General features: G+C 60.4%; 21 protein-coding genes. 12 read left to right on the plus strand and 9 right to left on the minus strand.

Annotated features, from left to right (window positions below):
• Nucleotides 1–68: 68 nt before the first annotated feature.
• Nucleotides 69–1283, plus strand: a complete 1215-nt coding sequence (serB, locus tag KW837_RS16160; RefSeq protein ID WP_007939616.1) for a phosphoserine phosphatase SerB — start codon at nucleotides 69–71, stop codon at nucleotides 1281–1283.
• A gap of 119 nt (nucleotides 1284–1402) precedes the next feature.
• On the opposite strand, the gene KW837_RS16165 is transcribed toward serB, so the two are convergent.
• The 4 genes from KW837_RS16165 to KW837_RS16180 form a co-directional block, all read right to left on the minus strand.
• Nucleotides 1403–3193, minus strand: coding sequence for a molecular chaperone (locus KW837_RS16165; RefSeq protein ID WP_218397181.1), 1791 nt, complete (start codon nucleotides 3191–3193; stop codon nucleotides 1403–1405).
• A gap of 161 nt (nucleotides 3194–3354) precedes the next feature.
• A complete protein-coding gene (gene asd, locus KW837_RS16170) occupies nucleotides 3355–4215 on the minus strand; it encodes an archaetidylserine decarboxylase (protein ID WP_218397183.1) in 861 nt (286 codons plus the stop codon).
• 18 nt (nucleotides 4216–4233) lie between these two features.
• Entirely contained in the window at nucleotides 4234–5049 is an 816-nt protein-coding gene (locus tag KW837_RS16175) for a rhodanese-like domain-containing protein (RefSeq protein ID WP_218397185.1), read from the minus strand.
• A gap of 265 nt (nucleotides 5050–5314) precedes the next feature.
• Nucleotides 5315–6847, minus strand: a complete 1533-nt coding sequence (locus tag KW837_RS16180; RefSeq protein WP_218397187.1) for an HDOD domain-containing protein — start codon at nucleotides 6845–6847, stop codon at nucleotides 5315–5317.
• A 155-nt stretch (nucleotides 6848–7002) separates the two neighbouring features.
• On the opposite strand from KW837_RS16180, the gene motA reads away from it, so the two are divergent.
• Both motA and motB read left to right on the plus strand, forming a co-directional pair.
• Entirely contained in the window at nucleotides 7003–7854 is an 852-nt protein-coding gene (gene motA, locus KW837_RS16185) for a flagellar motor stator protein MotA (protein WP_008009851.1), read from the plus strand.
• A 3-nt stretch (nucleotides 7855–7857) separates the two neighbouring features.
• A complete protein-coding gene (motB, locus tag KW837_RS16190) occupies nucleotides 7858–8886 on the plus strand; it encodes a flagellar motor protein MotB (protein ID WP_218397189.1) in 1029 nt (342 codons plus the stop codon).
• 42 nt (nucleotides 8887–8928) lie between these two features.
• Here the strand turns inward: motB and KW837_RS16195 are convergent, their stop codons facing one another.
• From KW837_RS16195 to rsgA, 4 genes are all read right to left on the minus strand, one after another.
• Nucleotides 8929–9414 (minus strand): toll/interleukin-1 receptor domain-containing protein, encoded by a 486-nt coding sequence (locus KW837_RS16195; RefSeq protein WP_218397191.1) that lies wholly within the window; start codon nucleotides 9412–9414, stop codon nucleotides 8929–8931.
• Nucleotides 9414–10373 carry a caspase family protein gene (locus tag KW837_RS16200; RefSeq protein WP_218397193.1) on the minus strand — a complete coding sequence of 320 codons (960 nt, stop codon included), beginning with the start codon at nucleotides 10371–10373 and terminating at the stop codon, nucleotides 9414–9416. The genes KW837_RS16195 and KW837_RS16200 overlap by 1 nt, the downstream gene beginning before the upstream one ends.
• A gap of 3 nt (nucleotides 10374–10376) precedes the next feature.
• Nucleotides 10377–10784 (minus strand): TIR domain-containing protein, encoded by a 408-nt coding sequence (locus KW837_RS16205; protein WP_218397195.1) that lies wholly within the window; start codon nucleotides 10782–10784, stop codon nucleotides 10377–10379.
• Between the two features lie 213 nt (nucleotides 10785–10997).
• Nucleotides 10998–12029: a small ribosomal subunit biogenesis GTPase RsgA gene (rsgA, locus tag KW837_RS16210; RefSeq protein ID WP_007902636.1), complete on the minus strand. Its 1032-nt coding sequence runs from the start codon at nucleotides 12027–12029 to the stop codon at nucleotides 10998–11000.
• A 107-nt stretch (nucleotides 12030–12136) separates the two neighbouring features.
• Between rsgA and orn the strand changes: the two genes are divergently transcribed.
• Nucleotides 12137–12679, plus strand: a complete 543-nt coding sequence (gene orn / locus KW837_RS16215) for an oligoribonuclease (RefSeq protein WP_008068863.1) — start codon at nucleotides 12137–12139, stop codon at nucleotides 12677–12679.
• A gap of 182 nt (nucleotides 12680–12861) precedes the next feature.
• Nucleotides 12862–13473: a trimeric intracellular cation channel family protein gene (locus tag KW837_RS16220; protein WP_030128339.1), complete on the plus strand. Its 612-nt coding sequence runs from the start codon at nucleotides 12862–12864 to the stop codon at nucleotides 13471–13473.
• Between the two features lie 101 nt (nucleotides 13474–13574).
• On the opposite strand, the gene queG is transcribed toward KW837_RS16220, so the two are convergent.
• Nucleotides 13575–14639 carry a tRNA epoxyqueuosine(34) reductase QueG gene (gene queG / locus KW837_RS16225; protein WP_218397197.1) on the minus strand — a complete coding sequence of 355 codons (1065 nt, stop codon included), beginning with the start codon at nucleotides 14637–14639 and terminating at the stop codon, nucleotides 13575–13577.
• A gap of 63 nt (nucleotides 14640–14702) precedes the next feature.
• Between queG and KW837_RS16230 the strand changes: the two genes are divergently transcribed.
• The 7 genes from KW837_RS16230 (at nucleotide 14703) to hflX (ending at nucleotide 22635) form a co-directional block, all read left to right on the plus strand.
• The gene (locus KW837_RS16230) at nucleotides 14703–16202 is read left to right on the plus strand and encodes an NAD(P)H-hydrate dehydratase (RefSeq protein ID WP_218397198.1); all 1500 of its coding nucleotides are present in this window, start codon (nucleotides 14703–14705) and stop codon (nucleotides 16200–16202) included.
• Nucleotides 16190–16660 carry a tRNA (adenosine(37)-N6)-threonylcarbamoyltransferase complex ATPase subunit type 1 TsaE gene (tsaE, locus tag KW837_RS16235; protein WP_218397200.1) on the plus strand — a complete coding sequence of 157 codons (471 nt, stop codon included), beginning with the start codon at nucleotides 16190–16192 and terminating at the stop codon, nucleotides 16658–16660. Before KW837_RS16230 ends, tsaE begins: the two co-directional genes overlap by 13 nt.
• The gene (locus KW837_RS16240; RefSeq protein WP_123499853.1) at nucleotides 16661–18091 is read left to right on the plus strand and encodes an N-acetylmuramoyl-L-alanine amidase; all 1431 of its coding nucleotides are present in this window, start codon (nucleotides 16661–16663) and stop codon (nucleotides 18089–18091) included. It abuts the gene before it with no gap.
• A complete protein-coding gene (gene mutL, locus KW837_RS16245; protein ID WP_371317135.1) occupies nucleotides 18088–19995 on the plus strand; it encodes a DNA mismatch repair endonuclease MutL in 1908 nt (635 codons plus the stop codon). Before KW837_RS16240 ends, mutL begins: the two co-directional genes overlap by 4 nt.
• Nucleotides 19995–20966 carry a tRNA (adenosine(37)-N6)-dimethylallyltransferase MiaA gene (miaA, locus tag KW837_RS16250; RefSeq protein WP_007902653.1) on the plus strand — a complete coding sequence of 324 codons (972 nt, stop codon included), beginning with the start codon at nucleotides 19995–19997 and terminating at the stop codon, nucleotides 20964–20966. The genes mutL and miaA overlap by 1 nt, the downstream gene beginning before the upstream one ends.
• 94 nt (nucleotides 20967–21060) lie before the next feature.
• On the plus strand, nucleotides 21061–21321 hold the full coding sequence (gene hfq / locus KW837_RS16255; protein ID WP_007902656.1) for an RNA chaperone Hfq: 261 nt from the start codon (nucleotides 21061–21063) through the stop codon (nucleotides 21319–21321).
• A gap of 12 nt (nucleotides 21322–21333) precedes the next feature.
• Nucleotides 21334–22635, plus strand: coding sequence for a ribosome rescue GTPase HflX (gene hflX / locus KW837_RS16260; protein ID WP_008009827.1), 1302 nt, complete (start codon nucleotides 21334–21336; stop codon nucleotides 22633–22635).
• Nucleotides 22636–22680 lie beyond the last annotated feature (45 nt).

Consider the following 22680-nt stretch of genomic DNA (forward strand, 5'->3'; position numbering starts at 1 on the left):
GCTCGCGGTGCCCGATGGTCACTGAAAATGGGTAGAATGCGGTTTTTTTCCACCTGCGGGGGTGCGCCTTGCGCGAAATCGTCCTGATAAACATCACGGGAGTCGACCGTCCGGGTCTGACTGCGGCCATTACCGGCGTTCTGGCCCAGGGTGGTGTGAACATTCTCGACATTGGTCAGGCGGTGATCCACGACACCCTGTCGTTTGGCATCCTGGTTGAAATTCCCGATACCGAACAAGGTAACTCGGTGCTCAAGGACATCCTGTTCAAAGGCTATGAGCTTGAGCAACAAGTGCGTTTCACGCCGGTGTCCGAAGAGGATTACCAGCAGTGGGTCGGCAATCAGGGCAAGAAACGCCACATTGTCACCCTGCTGACCCGCAAAGTGACCGCCGAGCAATTGCAGCGCGTAAGCTCGATCACCGCCAAATATGGGCTGAACATCGATCATATCGATCGCCTGTCCGGGCGCATGCCGTTGGACACCCCTGCCGACAAGGGCAAGGGCTGCATCGAGTTTTCCGTGCGCGGCGAGGCGGCGGATCCGCAAGCGCTGCGGGCCGAATTCCTCAGCGTCGCTCAAGAATTGAACGTCGACATCGCTTTCCAGGAAGATTCACTGTTCCGCCGTAACCGCCGTCTGGCGGTGTTCGACATGGACTCGACGCTGATCGAAGCCGAAGTCATCGACGAACTGGCCAAGGCCGCCGGTGTGGGTGACCAGGTGTCTGCGATTACCGAACGGGCGATGGCCGGCGAGCTGGACTTCCGCGCCAGCTTCAAAGAGCGCCTGGCCTTGCTGCAAGGTCTGGACGTCAGCGTGCTGGACTCCATCGGCGCCTCGCTGCGCCTGACCGAAGGCGCCGAAACCCTGTTCGCCGAACTCAAGCGTCTGGGCTACAAGACGGCGATTCTGTCGGGCGGCTTCACCTACTTCGCCAAGCAACTGCAGGCCAAGCTGGGCATCGACTATGTATTTGCCAACGAACTGGAAGTGGTCGACGGCAAGGTGACTGGCGTGGCGGTCGAGCCGATTGTCGATGCGCAACGCAAGGCGGATCTGCTGCGTGAGCTGGCGCATAAGGAAGGTTTGCGTCTGGAGCAGACGATTGCCGTCGGTGACGGTGCCAACGACCTGCCGATGCTGGCGATTGCCGGGCTGGGTGTAGCGTTCCGTGCCAAGCCGTTGGTCAAGCAATCGGCGAAACAGGCGATTTCCACCCTTGGGCTGGATGGCGTGCTGTATCTGCTGGGCTTCCGGGATCGCGACGGGCAGCTCTGAGTTTCAGGTTGTCTGGGCGGGCCTCTTCGCGGGCAAGCCTCGCTCCTACAGGGTTTGCGCGGACCCGTAGGAGCGAGGCTTGCCCGCGAACGCATCACCGCCGATCAAATGCCGGACGCTCAAAGCGACTTCCACAACGAATCAAATTCTTCCGCTACCCCGACCACGCCGCTCCCCGCGGCGTTTTCGTTTCTGGCGGTTTCAAGCGAACGGTAGGCAAACTGATTGAAGCTGTTGGTGCTCGCCACCCGACGCTCCAGCCCGGCCCGGCGTTCCTCGCCGTTGGTATTGATCAACACCTTATTGCCTTCCTGGAACGGCAGGCGCGGCGTGAGCAGGGTGGCCGGCAGGTCGATGGCACTGATGGCGGGCAGCAACAGCCCACGCAAGTACTGGCTGTGCTCGTCGTGGGAGCGTATCAGCTGCAGGCCGCAGGGTTCGGCGCAAGGCGCGACTTGCTCGATACCCATCTGCGTGCCGCCGCCCCGCACCTGGCGGATCCAGCGCACCACTGCAATGCTCCAGCCTTGACCGGCGACATCCTCGATACCGACCATTTCGCCAGCCTGTAGCTCGGCGGGCACCGCGCCGGGCCAAGCCAGGCAATAGCCGCCAGGACTGTGATTGATCACCGGCAGCGCATAGGTCGGGAAATGCTGCTGGCGGTCGGATGCCTCGTGGCTGTCATCGTTTTGAAGGTGCGGGTATTCGATCTCTTCGTAGGGAAGCAGCGTGTCTGCCGTGCCATGAGGGGCGGCGTCGAAGGCGTGGCGCCATTGGTCTTTGGCGCGAGCTGTCGGGTCGGTCGCCGAGAACTGCGCGGGGCGGGCGCCGGGTTTTTTCAGGATGTCGTTGAACGAGCGTTGCCCGCCCAGATAAAAGTGCAAAGCGCTCATACCCACGCACAGGGTCAACGTGCCGTGGCCGACAGTGCGCTGGAAACTGCGCTCGGCGGCCTGGCCCCAGGCGGCATGCAGGTGTTGCAGCGTATCCAGATTCAGCCCCACCGGCACGGGCAACGGCGAGACCTTGTCGGCCGACTGCTGCAGATGGTTTTCGATGGCCATGACCAAGGGTTGCGAGTCGATCCCCAGCAAACGCTCCTGTTGTTCGGCGAGGAATTTGGAGCGGTAGCGCGGCCCGGTGTCGAGATCCGGGGCGATGGCAAACAGCCCGTTTTCCGGTTTGGCCGGTTGCAGCTTGATCCACTGGCTCCAGGGTTCGAGCACCTCGGCGAGCCGGGCGATCTGGTTCTGGCGCAGCTGATTGCAGCGTGAAGCACCCAGCAGAAGGGCGACGACGTAGGTTTGCTCGATGCTCAGCTTTTGCGTCTGGCTGGCCAGTTCATCGCGCACACTCAGATTTTGCAGTTGGAACTGACAGCCAATCCGATACAGCTGATGCAGTTCCAGCCACAGATTTTCGGGCACCGGGCAATAGAGTTCAGTGGCGCGGATCAATGCGCCGTTCAGGCAATGGATTGCCCGCTGCAAAGCCTGGGTCAGCAGCGGCGCGCGATCTTTACTGAAGCGCGGCGTGACGCGAATGACGATTTGCTTGTAGCCGATCGCCAAGTGGCTCTGCAGCGCCTGGCAAAGGTTGGCGATCTTGCGCGAGCGCTCGTCGAGCACAATGGTCTGATGCAGGAAATGCCGCTCCAGGTGCTTGCAGACGTAATACACCTCGGGCCGCAGCAGTTCGAGCAATTGCAGGCGATTGTCGCTGGGGGTGAGCAGTTGATTAAGTTCGCTCAAGCCTTGATACAACTGGCGAGCGGTTTCGCCGATGTTGGCTTTGGGCAGGTTGGCGATCCAGCGCTTGAGATCGCGAGGCGTGGCTTCGCAGAAAGACAGACGCGACTGCGTCGGGATCGGTGCGCGTAGCAGCAGGACAGGATTGGTCTCATTCATGCCGTAGACAAACTCCGACCGGGAAATGGGCAGTGAATGACTTGACTGTAGCAGCTATGAGCGCTGGAGGGAGTATCGCGATATCTGCGTCACGCTTGCCTTCGGCAGCACCTACAGGGGGATGCGCCGCCCGGAAGAAATTCGGGGCGGCGGGCCCGGGATCAGGCGCTTGGCAAGCCGATGCCTTGGCCCATCTGTACGGGCGAAAGAGCGCCCAGTCCTTCAGCCCATTTCACTTGATCCGGCCCGAACAGCACGACAGCCGTAGAGCCGAGTTTGAAGCGACCCAGCTCCGCGCCTTTTTCCAGATGGATCGGCGCACGGGCGGCTTCATCGTAACGGAAGGTTTTCAGCTCGCGTTTTGGCGGCGTGATCAGCCCGGCCCAGACAGTTTCGATCGACGCCACAATCATCGCACCCACCAGCACTACGGCCATCGGGCCACGTTCGGTGTCGAAAATGCACGCCACACGCTCGTTGCGCGCGAACAGCTCCGGTACGTTTTCAGCGGTGGTCTGGTTGACCGAGAAGATGCGGCCTGGGATGTAGATCATCTCGCGCAGAGTGCCGGCCAGCGGCATGTGCACGCGGTGGTAATCCTTGGGCGACAGGTAAATGGTGGCGAAGTCACCGCCCATGAATGGCGCTGCGTTGGCCGCGTCACCCCCCAGCAGTTCCAGCACGCTGAAGCTGTGGCCCTTGGCCTGGAAAACGCGACCGTGTTCGATCGGGCCGAGCTGGCTGACGGCGCCATCGGCCGGGCTGAGGATCGCGCCTGGGGTTGGGTCCAGCGGGCGAGCGCCGTCTTTCAAGGCACGAGTGAAGAATGCATTGAAGTGCTCGTAAGCCGTCAGGTCTTCGACCAGTGCCTGGGACATGTCCACTTGATAACGCTTGGCGAACCAGGCGGTAAGGGCGTTCTTGAACCAGCGCACGCGGCATTCGGCAATGCAGCCGGCCAGTCGTGAGAGCAAGTGATGGGGCAGCAGGTATTGGCTGAGGATAAACAAACGCTTATTCATTAACTGTCCTTAAAAACCTTAAATCTCTACGGGCGTGTCGGGATGGTTGCCCCATTCGCCCCAAGAGCCGGCGTAGCCTTTGACTCGCGGATAACCGAGCGACTTGGCTACTAGATACGTGAAGCCAGAGCGATGGTGGGTCTGGCAGTGGGTAATGACTTCTTTGTCTTTGGTTATACCGAGTTGTTCCAGGATTTTTGGCATGTCGGTGCGGATGCGCAGGTTGCGTGCCTGATCCATGCCGGCTGTCCATTCGAAATTGACCGCGCCCGGAATGTGCCCGCCCTTGGCCGCCAGCACTTTCTCGCCGGAGTATTCCTGCGGCCCGCGTGCGTCCCAGATCGCCAGGTCAGCGGCACCGAGACGGCTTTGCAGGTATTCGCGGGTGGCGGTGGGTTCGTCGTGCAGGGTCAGGGCGACTGGTCCACCGACCGCTGGCGGGATCTGGATCGACATGGGCATGCCTTCCGCCAGCCAGGCCTTCAGGCCACCATCTATATAGTGATATTTGCTGTGGCCGATGACGTCCAGCAGCCAGATAAAGCGCCCGGCCCAACCGCCGCCTTCGTCGTCATAGACGACATAGACCGCATCGGGGTTGTGTCCCAGTTCGCCGAACAATGCTTCAAGCGCGGCTTGGGTCGGCAGCAGGCCTGGCGCAGGCGCCTGACCCAGTTGAGTGCGTTTTGGATCGACAAAGCGTGCCCCGGGGATATGCCCTGCGGCATAGCGGGCGCTGCTGGTCAGGTCCACCAGAATCAGTTCGCGGGAGTCGAGACGCGGGAGCAGGTCGCTCGGCTCGATCACCAGCGCCAAGCCAGAGAAGTCAGACATGTGAGGTCTCCAGAGCACAAAGGGGAGGATTGTAGCGCAGCGTCATGAGGGCCTGTTATCAGTTATTTCGGCACAGGAAACAACGTGGCTTGTAGCAGCTGTCGAGCCCCAGCGAGGCCGCGTTCGGCTGCGTAGCAGTCGTAAAATCAGAGATTGCGGTATATCAGGCAGACCGAATTCGCCAGGTTCACGGCTGCTTCGCAGCCGAACGCAGCCTCGCTGGAGCTCGACAGCTGCTACAAAGAGTGCGTCGCGGCTTAACTGGCTAGCGGTGGCTAAAGCTGTGCAGGGCTTTTTCAATGCACTGCGCGGTTTTGCCGAACGCCTGCACGGTGATTTCCGAGAACGGCCCGCCGCCCTGATCCGCCACCACGATCATGATCACCCGACCATTGTTGACCAGGGAGCGCAGCAGCAGGTGTTCACCGCTGAACTGCGAACGCAGGCTCGCCGGCAACAGGGCCGAGAATTGGGCGTTGTTGGCTGGCGTCAGGCGCACCTGGGCCTGTTGTGCGAGCAGACGCTGCAGCACCGCACTCTGGCTGACCACCAGGTTCAGGCCGGCCACTTCTTTGGGCAGCCCGGCAATCTGGTGCACCCGCAGACTGGCGTGTGTGCGATCGGCCATCAGGATCATCACTCGCCGCATGCCACACGCCACCAGGGCATCTCGGGCCGATGTGGTCAAGTGCATGGCATTGGTAAACCGGCTCGGCTCCACCAGCAATTCGGCGCATTGTTTACGCCACTTCGCCAGGTCTTCGGCGGTGGGCGCCGGGGCCGGCAGCAAGCCGGCGTGAACGCGGTTCATGCCCGCCGGCCAGATCAATGTTTCGGCTGGGTGCCAGAGGTCCGGCATGGCATGTTGCCGGGCGCTGTTGGCGGCCTGTTGGTGCAACTGTTGCTGCACTTCATCCATCGGCATTTGCAGATAAAGGCTGGTCAGGTACTGCCAGCGTTCACAGTGCGGACTGTCCCAGGCCTGTTGTGCCGACAACGCCAGACCATTGGCCAGCAGCACGGTGTTGGCGGGCTGATTAAGCCAGCGCCGCAACGTCGGGTCGTCATCGAGACGATTCTGTTGGCGTAGCGGGTGATCATCGTCCCGTGCAATGCGCAGGACTTTCACCAGTTCGCGTTGTTCATTGAGCAGCAGCCGATAACCCTGCTGGACCCAGATCGGCAAACGCCAGACATCCACCAGCGCCATACAGATTTCCAGCAGACGCACGCCGAACAATTGCTTTTCGACTTTGCGCGCCGACTCGCCTTTATGGATGACCCGCAGTTCCCATTCTTCAAGCATCTGCGGATGGGTCAACGCCATGGGCCACAGTGGCGAAAGAAACAGCAGGCTGCCCCAGTGGATGTCCTGCCACAACCGCGCCAGGCGACTGGCAAAAAAACCATTGGCCTGTTGAGTGGCGTGCTGACTGATCAGCTGAAGCTGGCGCAGGGCAACGGGGATCTGCGATTGGGGTTCGGCGGGCAAGCGCTCGAGCAATTCTTCGGTGCGTTTCAAACCGAGGCGATTAATTGCCACTTCAAGATTTTCAGCGGGCGTGGCCATGCTGCCATGAGTGTGGCGATTGGCTTCGCGAATCACACTCAAGGCCAGGGCCGGGCTGTCCTGCATCATTTCGGCAATGTCGCGCAGCGAGCTGCGGCTATCGCGGATGGCTTTGCAGACGCGGTCGTGACTGGCTTGCGGAACCGGCAGGCGCACACCATCGAGCAGCTTGACCCAGCCTTCGAGCGTGGTCGGTTTTGGCGTTGGGACGTTCGTTTCGTTAGCCATGTCTGGACGCTGCTTTACCTATCCCTGCGTGGGCCAAATTGGCTTTTCGCCTTATCTGGCTATAGTCTGGCGCAGTTTTGCCGATAAGGAGAAGAAGAGATTTTTTAACTTCCGAATATGACCTTGAACCCGACTCAGTAAGTGCTCTCCTACCTATGGCTAAAATTATCGGCATCATCGTCGTATTCGCGAGCGTGCTCGGCGGATACGTGCTTTCCCACGGCAAGATTGCCGCCCTCATTCAGCCTTTCGAGGTGATGATTATCGGTGGCGCGGCCCTTGGTGCATTCCTGCAGGCCAACCCCGGTCATATGACGATGCACGTGCTCAAGAAGTCTTTGGGCATGTTCAGTTCGCGTTTCAACCACACCTTCTACCTGGAAGTGTTGGGGCTGATTTACGAGATCCTCAACAAGAGCCGTCGCGAAGGCATGATGGCAATCGAAGGCGACATCGAAGATGCCGCCGCGAGCCCGATCTTCGCCAAGTACCCGGCAGTCCTGAAAGATGACCGCATGACGGCGTACATCTGCGATTACCTGCGCATCATGTCCTCCGGCAACATGGCTCCCCATGAGCTTGAAGGCTTGTTCGACATGGAACTGACCAGCCTCAAGGAAGACCTGGACCACCCCTCCCACGCCGTCAACGGCATCGCCGATGCCATGCCGGGTTTCGGTATCGTTGCGGCGGTATTGGGTATCGTGGTGACCATGGCTTCGCTGGGTGAAAGCGACCAGAAAATGATTGGCTTGCACGTAGGTGCGGCTCTGGTAGGTACCTTCTTCGGTATTCTCGCGGCCTATGGTTTCTTTGGCCCGCTGGCCCACGCTCTGGGCCACGATGCCAAGGAAGAACTGAACGTCTACGAAGCCATCAAGGCCTCGCTGGTGGCTTCGGCTTCCGGCATGCCGCCATCGCTGGCAGTGGAATTCGGTCGCAAGGTTCTGTACCCGGCGCACCGTCCTAGCTTCGCTGAGCTGGAACAAGCGGTTCGCGGTCGCTAAGTCATGGAAAATAACCAGCCGATAATCATCAAGCGCGTCAAAAAGTACGCGGGCGGGCATCACGGGGGCTCCTGGAAAATCGCCTTCGCGGACTTCGCGACGGCGATGATGGCGTTCTTCCTGGTGTTGTGGCTGTTGTCCACGGCAACGCCGGAACAGAAGATCGCCATTGCCGGTTACTTCAAGGACCCGGTCGGTTTCAGCGAAAGCGGCACGCCATACATCATCGATCTGGGCGGCTCGCCGACCCTGGCACCGGAGAACACCCTCAACCCCGAGGTGAAATCCCAGCCTCAGCCGGACAAGGTGACTATCGACTCCGAACAGGTCGAAGGCATGGCCGAGCAGGTTGAGAAAGAGCGCCTGGAATTGCTGCTGCAAGAGTTGCAGAACAAGGTCGAAGAAAACCCGCAGTTGCAGAAGTTCAAGGACCAGATTCTCTTCGAAATCACCCAGGACGGTTTGCGTATCCAGATTGTGGACGCCGAAAACCGCCCGATGTTCGACTCCGGCAGTGCGCGTCTGAAGCCGTATTTCGAAGACATCCTGCTGGCCATGGCCGACACCATCAAAGCGGTGCCGAACAAGATCAGCATCAGCGGCCACACCGATGCCAAGCCGTACTCGGGCACCGGCGACTTCGGCAACTGGGAACTCTCGGCCAACCGTGCGAACGCGGCTCGCCGTGCATTGATCGCCGGCAGCTATCCGGACGCTCAAGTAGCGCGAGTCGTGGGTTATGCCTCGTCGGCGCTGTTCGACCGGGAAAACCCGTTCAACCCGGTCAACCGCCGCATCGACATCGTCGTGCTGACCAAGAAAGCCCAGCGTGCCATCGAAGGTTCGCAAGGTGTAGAACCTGCGCCAGTGCCGACGCAAGGGCAGGGCGGCCCGGGCGAAGTGCCCACGCCGCCAGCCGATCCGAATGCCTTGCCGGCGGATAAGGAACCGTTGCCGGCGCATGAGCTTCGTGAGCGGTTGAATCTGTTTGATGATCCGGTGCCGAAGCCGGGTGAGCCACGGAAGCAGTGACCCACGAAAAAGCCGCGAATGATCGCGGCTTTTTTGCGCCTGTCAGAAACCACGTCGGATGCGGTTCTTGAGTTGGTCATGGAACAACTCGGCGTTGCCTCTGTAGGTGCGGTAAAGGGATTCGTTGATCGAGCCCAGCGTCATTGAGCGCTTGGTCGCCACTTCTTCACGATAGGCATCAATGAAAAACTCCAGATCCTTGTCGGTGCTGAGCTTTGGCCATTTATCGAGGTACAGCGGCAGTTCCGCCGGTCCGGTCTTGAATGAGCATATCCGTCGGTTGCTGATGGTCGCTTCACCGATTTCGAACGGCACCCACCACGACAGCGCGGTCTTGTCCGAGACTATCGCCAGCAGGTGCGTGCACTCGGTGATGTTGCGGGTGATGACCCCGGTGATGTCGTCAGTGGTCTGTGATTCCGGATCCAGCACGTCGAAATAGGTCTTGATGTTGGCCCGAATCAGACGGGTGCTGATGGCGATGGCGTGGGACCGATCGGTATGGCGGTAGCTGATAAACACTGGCATCAGAAATGTCCCTTGATTGCGAGTTCACGGTAATAGGCGCCGAGGGCGGTGAGGCGGCAACCGGTGGAATGGATGGCGGCGTAGTACATGTGTTCGGCGTCCATCGGTTCGATCAGGCTGTGGCGATTGCACTTTTGCAGTTGGGCGAAGACTTCGCCGTGTTCTGGATTGAACGTGGCTTCGGTAGGTTCGTAGCTCGGATCGAGGGCAAACATTGATTCCGCCTCTTCGAACCAGTCGGGCAGTTTGCGCAGGATCTCTTTGGGGATCAGCGGCGAGACTTCTCGCAATGAAATGAACTGCGACACATTGGTCTTGAACACCGGGCGCTGTTCCCACGCGTCTAGAGCGTTGTCGACGAATGAATAGAGGCTGCCTGGAGTTATCTTTCCCAATATGTTCGCGGCGCCACCGTGCAGTGCTTGCAGCAACAGCCCTGTGAAGACGCCGTGGTTGGCGCCTTCCATTGCCGGCTCTGCCTTTTTGCACGCGGTGAGGATGGTCATGCCTTCGCACACCATGCTGCTTTCGCTGCGTAGCGCCCGCACTTCGCCCGCCGAGCCCGCCTGGCAGCAGTCGAGAATAATCACTTTGTTTTTGATTTTTGCGGCTTTGGTCGCCCAATTCAGGATGTCGCTGATGCGAATTCCATCCTTGGCGGATTTGTAGTCCTGGGGGATCAGCATGCCTTCGTCCGTATCGACGTCGAAGTTGCCGTGTCCGGCGAAATACAACAGTGCAACGCTGCAATCGCCTGAAAACAATTCCTGGATATGCCCTTCGAGCTTTTCACGGCTCAGATAATCTTCGGCGGAGGTCAGGACCAGGTTCTTGAAATTCGGATCGCCATTGGCGTCGGTTTTAAGCACCGAAGCCATGGCCATCGCGTCGTTATTGCAACCACTCAATTGTGAAACATGGCTGTAGTTATTAATGCCGATGAACAGTCCCTTGCGCATGGTTCAGCCCGCCGCGTGAGTGCGAATGGCACTGATGATGCTGTTGGTGTTCCACGCGCACTCCGCGTGCGCCGCCCGGCGTACCACCGTGGAAATCCGTTCGGCGCCAAACGGCTTTATCGCAATGATGACCTTGCCCATTCGCCTGGCGATCTCGATTTCCTTGTTGATCCACTTGCTGTAGGTCGAATACATCCCCGCCATGATCAGCACTGCCGAGCAGAGCCGAATCTTGTTTTCGATGGCTTCTTCAAGTTGTTTGTCGGTTTTCGCGCCGATGATCGGGTTGTCCGGTGGCACCGAAAAATTCTTGAACGTGAAGCCGGGCTTCGCATTGAGCAGGCGAACCAGATTGTCGTGGGCGTCTGAGTAGTTCCACGAGTGGCTGATGAACAAGTGATAGGTTTGCATGGCTGTCCCTCGGTATCGCCAGAGATGCGATGAGGGCTCGAATGTATGCACTTGAGTGGCCGCAACAAGGCCTTGGCGGTTAAAGAGACGCGTCCTTCAGGCAGGCGCGAAGAAACCTTACAGAGAGGTCTGACGTTTAACTGAGGGAGTTTTTGCAGGACGCCACGAACGACCTACCGCCCCGTAATAGTCAGGGGCGGTTGGCACGTCTGTTTAATAGCTGCTTTCAGGCAAACTGGCGATGATCGAGCGGTAGCTGTTCATCCGCTGCTGCTGCACGCGGCCTTCTTCCAATGCCTTGAGCAGGGCGCAACCCGGCTCGCGGTCGTGCTTGCAGTCGCGAAAGCGGCAGGTGCCGATCAGGTCGTTGAACTCGATGAAGCCGGCTTCGACGTCGGCACGGCTGACGTGACCCAGGCCGAATTCGCGGATACCCGGGGAGTCGATCAACTCACCGCCACCGGGGAAGTGGAACAGTCGCGCGGTGGTGGTGGTGTGGGTGCCTTGGCCCGACAGCTCGGACAGCGGGCCGACGCGGGTATCGACTTCCGGCAGCAGGCTGTTGACCAGCGACGACTTGCCAACGCCGGATTGGCCGACGAACACGCTGATGTGCCCGTCCAGCTGCTTTTGCAACTGTTCCATGCCATTACCGTGGTGGGCCGACACTTCCAGCACCGGGTAACCCAGCGTGCGGTAAACCGCCAGCAAGGCATTCAGCGCCGGGGCGTTCTGCTCGTCGATCAAGTCGAATTTGTTCAGCAACAGCAACGGCCGAATACCGGCGTGTTCCGCAGCGACCAAGTAACGGTCGATCAGGTTGGCGTGAGGCTCGGGCAGCGGCGCGAAGACGATCACGATCAGGTCGACGTTAGCTGCCACCGGCTTGAGCTGGCCACGGCTGTCGGGACGGCAGAGCTCGGTTTTGCGCGGCAGTTGCGCCACGATCACGCCGATGCCCTGGTTGCCGGCACGCCATACCACCTGATCGCCGGTCACCAGCGCTGGCAGGTTGGCGCGCAAATGGCAGCGGAACACCTGGCCAGCCAATTCGCCATCGAGGGCCTCGACTTCGACCTGCACACCGAAGTGCGCGATCACCAGGCCCGTCTGTTCCGGACCCAGGTCGCCGCCTTCGAGTGCCTCGACAGCCGAGGACTCGCGTTTGGCGGCGCGGGCAGCGCGCTCGCCCTGAATCTTTTCGATGCGCCAGTTTTGACGACGATTAAGTTGGCGTTTGGCCATGGGTGTTCCGTATCGAGAATGCAGCGATTAGGTAAAACGGCCGCGAGTTTAGCACGCCCGGTGGCCTCCCTAGGCTAAACTGCGCACCTACGCCGAGGAGCCGACTCATGCAAAACCCGCTGAACCTGATCTGGATCGACCTGGAAATGACCGGTCTGAACCCTGATACCGATGTCATCATCGAGATGGCCACTATCGTCACCGACAGTAATTTGAACACCTTGGCCGAAGGTCCGGTGATCGCCATTCATCACAGCGACGAGATCCTCGCCGGCATGGACGAGTGGAATACCCGTCAGCATGGCGGCTCCGGGCTGACCCAACGGGTTCGCGACAGCCGCATCAGCATGGCCGAAGCCGAAGCCGAGACCATCGCCTTCCTGGAAAAATGGGTGCCGAAGGGCAAGTCGCCGATCTGTGGCAACAGCATCTGCCAGGATCGTCGCTTCCTTTATACCCACATGAAATCGCTGGAAAGCTACTTCCACTACCGCAACCTCGACGTGTCGACCCTTAAAGAACTGGCCGCGCGCTGGGCACCGGACGTGCGCGACAGCTTCAAGAAGGGCAGCACCCACCTGGCCCTGGACGACATCCGCGAATCGATCGCCGAGCTGCAGCACTACCGCAAGAATTTCATCAAGTTCTGATTGGGTGGTGTGTCTGTTCTGACGCCTTCGCGGGCAAGCCTCGCTCCTACGGGGCCTGCGTTGTACCTGTAGGAGCGAGGCTTGCCCGCGAAGAAGGCGACGCGGTCTATTTGAATGAGCGCCCCCTTTTGGTGCCGGCCCTAAATGGCTAGACTGCGCGCCTTTCTGCCAGGACCGCCACCATGTTGCTGATGCTCTATCTGATCGCCATCACTGCCGAAGCCATGACGGGCGCCCTGTCTGCGGGGCGTCGCGGCATGGACTGGTTTGGTGTGGTGCTGATTGCGTGTGTCACCGCACTGGGCGGCGGTTCGGTACGCGACGTGCTGCTCGGCCACTACCCGCTGACCTGGGTAAAACACCCGGAATACCTGGTGCTGACCTCCGTCGCGGCGATGTTGACGATCTTCATCGCCCGCTGGATGCGTCATCTGCGTTCGCTGTTTCTGGTGCTCGATGCCGTGGGCCTGGTAGCGTTCACCCTGATCGGCTGCATGACGGCCCTGGAAATGGGCCACGGCATGCTGGTGGCCTCGGTCAGCGGTGTGATCACCGGCGTGTTTGGCGGCATCCTGCGAGACATTTTCTGCAACGACATCCCGCTGATCTTCCGCCGCGAGCTCTACGCCAGCGTCTCGTTTGCCGCGGCATGGTGCTATCTGCTCTGCATCTACCTGCAATTACCCGGTGAACAGGCGATCCTGATCACCCTGTTCGGCGGCTTCCTGCTGCGCTTGCTGGCGATCCGTTTCCACTGGGAAATGCCCAAGTTCGTTTATAACGACGAAGCCTGACACGGTCTCTGTAGCAGCTGCCGAAGGCTGCGTTCGAGGCCGCAGGACTCGCTTTGCGAAATGACGACTGCTGCGCAGCCGAACGCAGCCTTCGGCAGCTGCTACAGGAGTCCGTGTTGTTTCAAGGCCCATTCGACGTGTTCGCGCACCAGCTCCGACGGATAGTCCCGCCGTGCCTTCAGCGCTTCCAGCACCGGAATGCTGGATGGCGCGTTACCCAGACCGACCGCCAGATTGCGCAACCAGCGCTCGTAACCCGCACGTCTGAGTGGTGAGCCTTCGGTGCTGCTGAGGAACTTCTCTTCGTCCCACATGAACAGTTCGGCCAGTTCGGCGTTGTCCAGATTGTGTCTTGGTTTGAAGTCGCTTTCCCCGGAAGGTCGGGCGAAGCGGTTCCACGGGCAGACGATCTGGCAGTCATCGCAACCGAACACCCGGTTACCGATCAGCGGCCGCAAATCTTCAGGGATCGCACTTTTCAGTTCGATGGTCAGGTACGAAATGCAGCGTCGGGCGTCCAGTACATACGGACCGACGAAGGCGTTGGTCGGGCAGATGTCCAGACAGGCGGTGCAGCGGCCGCAGTGTTCCGTGGTGTGGGGCGGGTCGACCGGCAGCGGCAGGTCGACGAACAGTTCGCTGAGGAAGAAATAACTGCCGGCCTTGCGATTCAAGACCAGCGTGTTTTTGCCGATCCAGCCCAGACCAGCCTGTTCGGCGATGGCTTTTTCCAGCACCGGGGCGCTGTCGACAAAGGCGCGGTAGCCGAACGGGCCGATCTCTGCCTGAATTTTTTCTGCCAGTTGTTGCACGCGTTTACGGATCAATTTGTGGTAATCGCGGCCCAAGGCATAACGCGAGACGTAGGCTTTTTCCGGTTCGGCCAGGCGTTTGGCCATTTCGGTGTCGCCCGGCAGGTAGTCCATGCGCAGGGAAACGACTCGCAAGGTACCCGGCACCAGTTCTTCCGGGTGCGAACGTTTGCTGCCGTGGGCGCCCATATACTCCATTTCGCCGTGGTAGCCGGCCGCGAGCCAGCGTTCCAGGTGCTGCTCATGCTCGGCCAGGTCGAGGCCGCTGATGCCGACTTGCTGAAAGCCCAGCTCGCGGCCCCAGTCCTTGATGGATTGGGCGAGGGCGGGCAGGTCTGTGGTAATAGCGGGCATGAGACGAGAGAAACCGGAGCTGAGGTGCGTATAATTCTGCCAGACATCGGAGCCTGAAGACGCATGCCGCACACTAAAGATGAATTACCCGACGCGCTGTATAGCGCCGCGCAAGTCCGAGGGCTCGATGCGAGCCTGATTGCGGCCGGTACACCGGGCTTCGAATTGATGCGGCGTGCAGCGCGGGCGACCTGGCGTGCGCTGGTCCGCCATTGGCCCACGGCCCACGAATTGAGCGTGGTGGCCGGCCACGGCAATAATGCGGGCGACGGTTATCTGGTGGCCGTGCTGGCCCGACGTGCCGGCTGGCACGTGCGGGTGCTGGCCGCTGGTGATCCCGGGCGTTTGCAGGGCGATGCCGCGTCGGCCCATGCCGAGGCAGTAGCCGAAGGCGTCGCCATTCAAGGCTGGAACGCGCACTGCGAATTACGCGGCATTGTGCTGGATGCCTTGCTCGGCACCGGCCTGACCGGTGAAGTGCGCGAGCCATACGCCAGTGTCATCGCCGCGATCAACGCCAGTGGGTTACCGGTTGCAGCGGTGGATATCCCCTCGGGGCTGTGCGCCGATACGGGGCGCCAGCTCGGCATGGCGGTTCGAGCGGACCTCACGGTGACGTTCATCGGCTTGAAGCTGGGCCTGTTCACCGGTGACGCTGCGGATGTGGTTGGCGATTTGGTCTTCAATGATCTGCTAGCCGCCCCTGAGACGTTTATCGGGGCCACGGTCAGTGCTCGTCGCCTGACGGCAGGTAATGTGCCGCATCTGACCGGTCGCGCACCAACTGCCCACAAAGGCAAATTTGGCCACGTATTGCTGATCGGCGGTGATCGCGGTTTTGGCGGCGCCATCCTGCTCGGTGCACAAAGCGCCCTGCGCAGCGGTGCCGGCATGGTGTCCGTGGCCACTCGCAGCGAGCATGTTTCAGCTGCATTGGCGCGGTTGCCTGAAGCGATGGTGCTCGGCATTTCGTCGGCCAATCAATTGATGGGGCTGCTTGCGAAGGTCACGGTGCTGGTCGTCGGCCCAGGGCTGGGGCAGGCCGCCTGGGGGCGCAGTCTGTTGTCGGCCGCGGCCAATGCGCCGCTGCCGCAAGTCTGGGACGCCGATGCGTTGAACCTGTTGGCCGAAGGTGGCGTGAGTTTGCCCGCCCATTGTGTTATCACGCCGCACCCTGGCGAGGCGGCGCGATTGCTGGGGCTATCGACGGCCGATGTTCAGGCCGATCGTCCTGCCGCTGCCCATGCGTTGAGCAAAAAATATACAGCTGTCGTGGTGCTCAAGGGCGCCGGCAGCCTGATCGCCAGCCCCGACGGGCGCCTGGCGCTGTGTCATCAGGGCCATCCGGCCATGGCATCTGCCGGTTTGGGCGATGTGCTGGCCGGGCTGGGCGGCGCCTTGCTCGCTCAGGGTATGGATGCGTATGACGCGGCATGCCTGGCGGTCTGGCTGCACGCCAATGCCGGCGCGCAACAAGGTAAATTCGGCCGTGGGCTGGCGGCCAGTGATCTGATTCCAGCCATTCGTCAGTTGTTGGAGGAGCAAGCACCGTGTCTGAAGTAACCCTGTACCTGGCTGATGAAGAGGCGATGACCGCGTTTGGTGCGCGCATTGCACAAACCACTGAAGGGCACGGTCTGATTTTTCTCGAGGGGGATTTGGGTGCGGGGAAAACCACGCTGTCCCGGGGCGTTATTCGTGGCCTGGGACATACAGGCGCGGTAAAAAGTCCGACCTTCACCCTGGTTGAGCCCTACGAGATCGGCGACATCCGCGCCTTCCATTTCGACCTGTATCGACTGGTCGATCCGGAGGAGCTGGAGTACCTCGGCATCCGCGACTATTTCGAAGACGACGCGTTGTGCCTGATCGAATGGCCCCGTAACGGTGCAGGCTTTTTGCCAAAGCCCGACCTGACCATTACCATTAGCCCGCAAGACAGCGGGCGTTCGCTGAAAATTTTGCCGCAAGGCTCGCGTGGCGAGTCGTGGTGTGCCGCTTTGGCATTGGAATTCAATTAAATGATGGGGTTAGGTATGCGCTTTCGCGCGTTGGTTGCTGCCGTAGGATTGTTGTTTCTGGCGGTGACCGTCGACGCTGTGGCCGAGACGAAGGTCAACAGTGTTCGCCTGTGGCGGGCGCCGGACAACACGCGGCTGGTGTTTGACCTGACAGGGTCTGTCCAGCACAGCGTTTTTACCCTGACCTCCCCGGATCGGCTGGTGATCGACATCAATGGCGCAACTCTGGGGGCGCCGCTGAACGTCAATACCTCGAACACTCCGATCACCGCAATGCGCTCGGCTCAACGTACGCCGACCGACCTGCGGGTGGTCATCGACCTGAAAAAAGCCGTCACGCCAAAAAGCTTCACCCTGGCGCCAAACGCCCAATACGGCAATCGCCTGGTCGTCGACCTGTTCGACAATGCGGCCGACGCCGCGCCACCGCCTGCGCCAACGCCGGCTGTGGCGACGTTGCCTGCGGTCCCTGTCGCACCCTCCGAGCCTTCGATCAAATTGCCGCCCGCCCCGGCCGGCAAGCGCGACATCATTGTGGTGATCGATGCTGGCCACGGTGGCGAAGACCCAGGCGCTTCGGGCTCTCGCGGTCAGCGTGAGAAAGATGTGGTGCTGGCCATCGCCCGTGAACTGCAGCGTCAGGTCAATGGCATGAAAGGCTTCCGCGCCGAACTGACTCGCACCGGCGACTACTTCATTCCGTTGCGCGGTCGTACCGAAATCGCGCGCAAGAAGGGTGCGGACCTGTTCGTTTCGATCCACGCCGATGCCGCGCCTTCGGCTGCTGCATTCGGTGCGTCGGTGTTCGCCCTGTCCGACCGCGGCGCTACGTCGGAGACCGCCCGTTGGCTGGCCGACAGCGAAAACCGTTCCGACTTGATCGGCGGTGCCGGCAACGTCAGCCTCGATGACAAGGACCGCATGCTGGCCGGCGTGCTGCTCGATTTGTCGATGACCGCTTCCCTGACATCCAGCCTCAACGTTGGCCAGAAAGTCTTGAGCAACATCGGTCGCGTCACGCCGCTGCACAAACAGCGTGTAGAGCAAGCCGGGTTCATGGTGCTGAAGTCGCCGGACATCCCGTCGATCCTGGTGGAAACCGGGTTCATCTCCAACGCCAACGAAGCGTCCAAGCTTGCCGCTGCGAACCATCAGCAAGCGCTGGCGCGTTCAATCAGCAGCGGCGTGCGGCAGTTCTTCCAGCAGAATCCACCGCCGGGCACCTACATTGCCTGGTTGCGCGATTCCGGCAAAATCGCCCAGGGCCCGCGTGACCATCGCGTCAATCCCGGCGAAACTTTGGCGATGATCGCCGTGCGTTATCAGGTGTCTCCGGCCACCTTGCGCAGCGCCAACAACCTCAAGAGCGACGAGCTGAAGATTGGTCAGACGTTGACCATCCCCGGCACTGAACTGGCGGCCAAAGAATGAACCAGGTGCTGACCAACACTGCGCGCATCGAGCTGCTCAGCCCGCGGCTGGCGAACCAGATTGCTGCCGGTGAAGTGGTCGAGCGCCCGGCCTCGGTGATCAAGGAGTTGCTGGAGAACAGCCTCGACTCCGGTGCCAAACGCATCGATGTCGATGTGGAGCAGGGCGGCGTCAAGTTGCTGCGGGTGCGCGACGATGGCAGCGGCATTTCTGCCGATGACCTGCCCCTGGCCCTGGCCCGTCACGCCACCAGCAAGATTCGTAACCTGGAAGACCTTGAGCAGGTGATGAGCCTGGGGTTTCGTGGTGAGGCGCTGGCGTCCATCAGCTCTGTGGCGCGTCTGACCCTGACGTCCCGCACTCGCGATGCCGATCAGGCCTGGCAGGTGGAAACCGAAGGCCGGGACATGGCGCCGCGCGTGCAACCGGCGGCCCACCCGGTGGGGACTTCGGTGGAAGTGCGCGATCTGTTCTTCAATACTCCCGCGCGCCGCAAGTTTCTCAAGACCGAAAAAACCGAATTCGATCACCTGCAAGAAGTGATCAAGCGTCTGGCGCTGGCGCGGTTCGACGTGGCGTTCCATCTGCGCCACAACGGCAAAACCATCCTCAGCCTGCACGAAGCCCACGATGACGCGGCCCGTGCCCGGCGTGTGGCGGCGATCTGCGGGGCGGGTTTTCTGGAGCAGGCGCTGCCGATCGAGATCGAGCGCAACGGCCTGCACTTGTGGGGTTGGGTCGGGTTGCCGACCTTTAACCGCAGCCAGGCGGACTTGCAGTATTTCTTCGTGAACGGCCGCGCGGTGCGCGACAAACTGGTGGCCCACGCGGTGCGCCAGGCTTATCGCGACGTGCTGTTCAACGGTCGGCACCCGACGTTCGTGCTGTTTTTCGAAGTCGATCCGGCGGGCGTCGACGTCAACGTGCACCCGACCAAGCACGAAGTACGCTTCCGTGACGGGCGCATGGTTCACGATTTCCTCTATGGCACGTTGCACCGCGCGCTCGGCGATGTGCGGCCGGAGGATCATCTGGCTGCGCCTGTTGCGACCATTGTCCGGCCCACCGGGCTCGACGCCGGTGAGTTCGGTCCGCAGGGCGAAATGCGTCTGGCGGCCAATGCGCTGCTGGAACAGCCTCAGGCCCAACCGTCATTCAACACGCCGGCTGGCTCGGGCGCTGGCGCCGGTTATCAGTATCAATACACGCCGCGGCCGCAGACCGGCGTGCCCGTCGCCGAAGCTCAAGCGGCCTACCGTGAGTTCTTCGCGCCGTTGCCCGAGGCCAACGCGGTCGCGCTGCCAGCCGGGCAGGACGACATTCCACCGCTGGGTTATGCGTTGGCGCAGCTCAAGGGCATCTATATTCTTTCGGAAAACGCCCAAGGCCTGGTGCTGGTGGACATGCACGCCGCCCACGAGCGGATCATGTACGAACGCCTGAAAATCGCCATGGCCAGCGAAGGCCTGAGCGGTCAGCCACTGTTGGTGCCGGAGTCCCTGGCGGTCAGTCAGCGCGAAGCCGATTGCGCCGAAGAACACGTCGCGTGGTTCCAGCGGCTGGGCTTTGAATTGCAGCGTCTTGGCCCGGAGTCGCTAGCGATCCGGCAAATCCCCGCGCTGCTGAAACAGGCGCAAGCCAATCGATTGGTCAGTGACGTTCTGGCGGATTTGATGGAATACGGCACCAGCGACCGGATTCAGGCACACCTGAACGAACTGCTCGGCACCATGGCCTGCCACGGCGCGATTCGCGCGAATCGGCGTCTGGCCTTGCCGGAAATGAACGGTCTGCTGCGGGACATGGAAAACACCGAACGCAGCGGTCAATGCAACCATGGCCGACCGACCTGGACCCAACTGGGCCTGGACGATCTGGACAAACTGTTTTTGCGCGGTCGTTGATGAGCCAGCTCCCTCCTGCGATTTTCCTGATGGGGCCGACGGCTGCCGGCAAGACCGACCTGGCCATCGAACTCACCAAGGTCCTGCCCTGCGAGCTGATCAGCGTCGATTCGGCGCTGGTTTACCGTGGCATGGATATTGGCACCGCCAAGCCTTCCAAAGAGTTGTTGGCCGAATTTCCGCATCGGTTGATCGATATTCTCGACCCGGCCGAGAGTTATTCCGCTGCGGATTTTCGTCGCGATGCGCTTGAGGCCATGGCCGAGATCACCGCGCGGGGCAAAATTCCGCTGCTGGTAGGCGGCACAATGCTCTACTACAAGGCTTTGCTCGAAGGTCTGGCCGACATGCCGGCGGCCGATCCGCAGGTGCGCGCGCAAATCGAAGAAGAGGCTGCACGCCTTGGCTGGCAAGCCCTGCACGATCAATTGGCGGTCATCGATCCGCAATCGGCCGCGCGAATTCATCCGAACGATCCGCAGCGCCTCAGTCGCGCGCTGGAAGTTTATCGCGTCAGTGGTCAGAGCATGACTGAGCTACGCTTGCGACAATCTGCGCAAAGTACTGAAGCAGCCGCTTCGGGACTGCAACAATTGCCCTATACTGTCGCGAACTTGGCTATCGCCCCGGCAAATCGCCAGGTACTGCACGAGCGTATTAAACAAAGATTCACAAATATGTTGGAACAGGGATTCATCGACGAGGTCGTAGCCCTGCGAGATAGAGGTGACCTGCATTCGGGGATGCCGTCTATACGTGCTGTAGGTTATCGACAAGTCTGGGATTACCTGGATGGCAAGCTGACGCAAGCCGAGATGCAGGAGCGTGGAATCATTGCCACGCGCCAATTGGCAAAGCGCCAGTTCACCTGGCTACGCAGTTGGGCTGATTTACACTGGTTGGACAGCCTCGATTGCGACAATCTGCCGCGCGCCTTGAAATACCTTGGGACCATCTCCATATTGAGCTGAGTCCTTGCAATTGCCGTCTATCCTTGGGGGTGTGACGGCCCCAAGCCATCTGTTTACCTATTTTTTATATTGAATCCTTAAAGGAGTGCGGCACATGTCAAAAGGGCATTCGCTACAAGACCCTTACTTGAATACTTTACGTAAAGAGAAAGTGGGGGTTTCCATCTACCTGGTCAACGGGATCAAACTGCAAGGCACGATCGAGTCTTTCGACCAGTTCGTTATCCTGCTGAAAAACACCGTTAGCCAAATGGTTTACAAACACGCTATCTCTACAGTGGTGCCGGTTCGTCCAATTCGTCTGCCTAGCGCAACCGAATCCGAAGCAGGTGACGCTGAGCCAGGTAACGCCTGATAGGAGTCTCCTTTGTTCTTTGAGCGCCACGGTGGTGGTGAACGGGCAATTCTCGTTCACTTGGATGGTCAGGACCCTGAGGCGCGCGAAGATCCGCAGGAGTTTCAGGAGTTGGCAATTTCGGCTGGCGCCGAGACCGTCGCGTTTTTTAACGTGCCGCGTCATCGGCCAACCGCCAAAACCCTGATCAGCAGCGGCAAGGTCGAAGAGTTACGCGATCTGGTCAGCGCCGAACAGGTCGATCTGGTGATTTTCAATCACATCCTCACGCCCAGTCAGGAACGTAACCTCGAACGTATTTTCGAGTGCCGCGTGATTGACCGCACGGGTTTGATTCTCGATATCTTCGCCCAACGCGCCCGCACCCATGAAGGCAAGCTCCAGGTTGAACTGGCTCAGCTTGAACACATGAGTACGCGACTGGTTCGTGGCTGGACTCACCTTGAGCGGCAGAAGGGCGGTATCGGTCTGCGCGGCCCGGGTGAAACCCAACTGGAAACCGACCGGCGCCTGTTGCGGGTTCGCCTGCGGCAGATCAAGGGGCGCCTGGAAAAGGTCCGCAGCCAGCGCGAGCAATCTCGTCGCGGGCGCAAACGTGCTGACATTCCGACGGTTTCACTGGTGGGTTATACCAACGCCGGCAAATCGACGCTGTTCAACTCGGTCACCGATTCCGACGTCTTCGCCGCCGACCAGTTATTCGCGACCCTCGACCCGACCTTGCGCCGACTCGAACTCGACGACCTCGGGCCGATCGTGCTGGCTGACACCGTAGGCTTCATTCGCCACCTGCCGCACAAACTGGTCGAGGCATTTCGGGCTACGCTCGAAGAGTCGAGCAACTCCGACCTGCTGCTGCATGTGATCGATGCGCATGAGCCTGAGCGTATGGCCCAGATTGAACAGGTCATGGTGGTGCTCGGGGAGATCGGGGCACAAGACTTGCCGATCCTTGAGGTATACAACAAACTCGATTTGCTCGAGGGTGTTGAGCCGCAGATCCAGCGCGATGCCGATGGCAAACCGCAGCGGGTCTGGTTATCGGCCAAGGACGGTACCGGTCTTGACCTGCTCAAGCAGGCGGTGGCCGAACTGTTAGGCAGTGATTTGTTTGTTGGCACCTTGCGCTTGCCGCAACGTTTTGCTCGACTGCGTGCGCAGTTTTTCGAACTGGGTGCGGTGCAAAAAGAAGAACACGACGAAGAAGGCATCAGCTTGCTGGCCGTTCGCTTGCCACGGATCGAACTGAATCGACTCGTGAGTCGCGAAGGTCTGCAACCGATGGAATTCATCGAGCAACACACTTTGCAATAAAAGCCTGAGAAAGCGGTTGTGCCGCGGTGACAGGCATTCTGTAGC

The sequence above is a fragment of the Pseudomonas sp. PDM24 genome (assembly GCF_019218905.1).
Classification (GTDB): domain Bacteria; phylum Pseudomonadota; class Gammaproteobacteria; order Pseudomonadales; family Pseudomonadaceae; genus Aquipseudomonas.

Excerpts from the sequence above, each read along its gene's own strand:
- rsgA (WP_007902636.1), bottom strand. The coding sequence starts at position 12,029 with ATGGCCAAACGCCAACTTAATCGTCGTCAAAACTGGCGCATCGAAAAG.
- KW837_RS16200 (WP_218397193.1), bottom strand. The coding sequence starts at position 10,373 with ATGCGCAAGGGACTGTTCATCGGCATTAATAACTACAGCCATGTTTCA.
- KW837_RS16180 (WP_218397187.1), bottom strand. The coding sequence starts at position 6,847 with ATGGCTAACGAAACGAACGTCCCAACGCCAAAACCGACCACGCTCGAA.
- orn (WP_008068863.1), top strand. The coding sequence starts at position 12,137 with ATGCAAAACCCGCTGAACCTGATCTGGATCGACCTGGAAATGACCGGT.
- KW837_RS16220 (WP_030128339.1), top strand. The coding sequence starts at position 12,862 with ATGTTGCTGATGCTCTATCTGATCGCCATCACTGCCGAAGCCATGACG.
- mutL (WP_371317135.1), top strand. The coding sequence starts at position 18,088 with ATGAACCAGGTGCTGACCAACACTGCGCGCATCGAGCTGCTCAGCCCG.
- motA (WP_008009851.1), top strand. The coding sequence starts at position 7,003 with ATGGCTAAAATTATCGGCATCATCGTCGTATTCGCGAGCGTGCTCGGC.
- motB (WP_218397189.1), top strand. The coding sequence starts at position 7,858 with ATGGAAAATAACCAGCCGATAATCATCAAGCGCGTCAAAAAGTACGCG.
- KW837_RS16165 (WP_218397181.1), bottom strand. The coding sequence starts at position 3,193 with ATGAATGAGACCAATCCTGTCCTGCTGCTACGCGCACCGATCCCGACG.
- KW837_RS16195 (WP_218397191.1), bottom strand. The coding sequence starts at position 9,414 with ATGCCAGTGTTTATCAGCTACCGCCATACCGATCGGTCCCACGCCATC.
- KW837_RS16175 (WP_218397185.1), bottom strand. The coding sequence starts at position 5,049 with ATGTCTGACTTCTCTGGCTTGGCGCTGGTGATCGAGCCGAGCGACCTG.
- KW837_RS16205 (WP_218397195.1), bottom strand. The coding sequence starts at position 10,784 with ATGCAAACCTATCACTTGTTCATCAGCCACTCGTGGAACTACTCAGAC.
- queG (WP_218397197.1), bottom strand. The coding sequence starts at position 14,639 with ATGCCCGCTATTACCACAGACCTGCCCGCCCTCGCCCAATCCATCAAG.
- KW837_RS16230 (WP_218397198.1), top strand. The coding sequence starts at position 14,703 with ATGCCGCACACTAAAGATGAATTACCCGACGCGCTGTATAGCGCCGCG.
- KW837_RS16240 (WP_123499853.1), top strand. The coding sequence starts at position 16,661 with ATGATGGGGTTAGGTATGCGCTTTCGCGCGTTGGTTGCTGCCGTAGGA.
- asd (WP_218397183.1), bottom strand. The coding sequence starts at position 4,215 with ATGAATAAGCGTTTGTTTATCCTCAGCCAATACCTGCTGCCCCATCAC.
- miaA (WP_007902653.1), top strand. The coding sequence starts at position 19,995 with ATGAGCCAGCTCCCTCCTGCGATTTTCCTGATGGGGCCGACGGCTGCC.
- hfq (WP_007902656.1), top strand. The coding sequence starts at position 21,061 with ATGTCAAAAGGGCATTCGCTACAAGACCCTTACTTGAATACTTTACGT.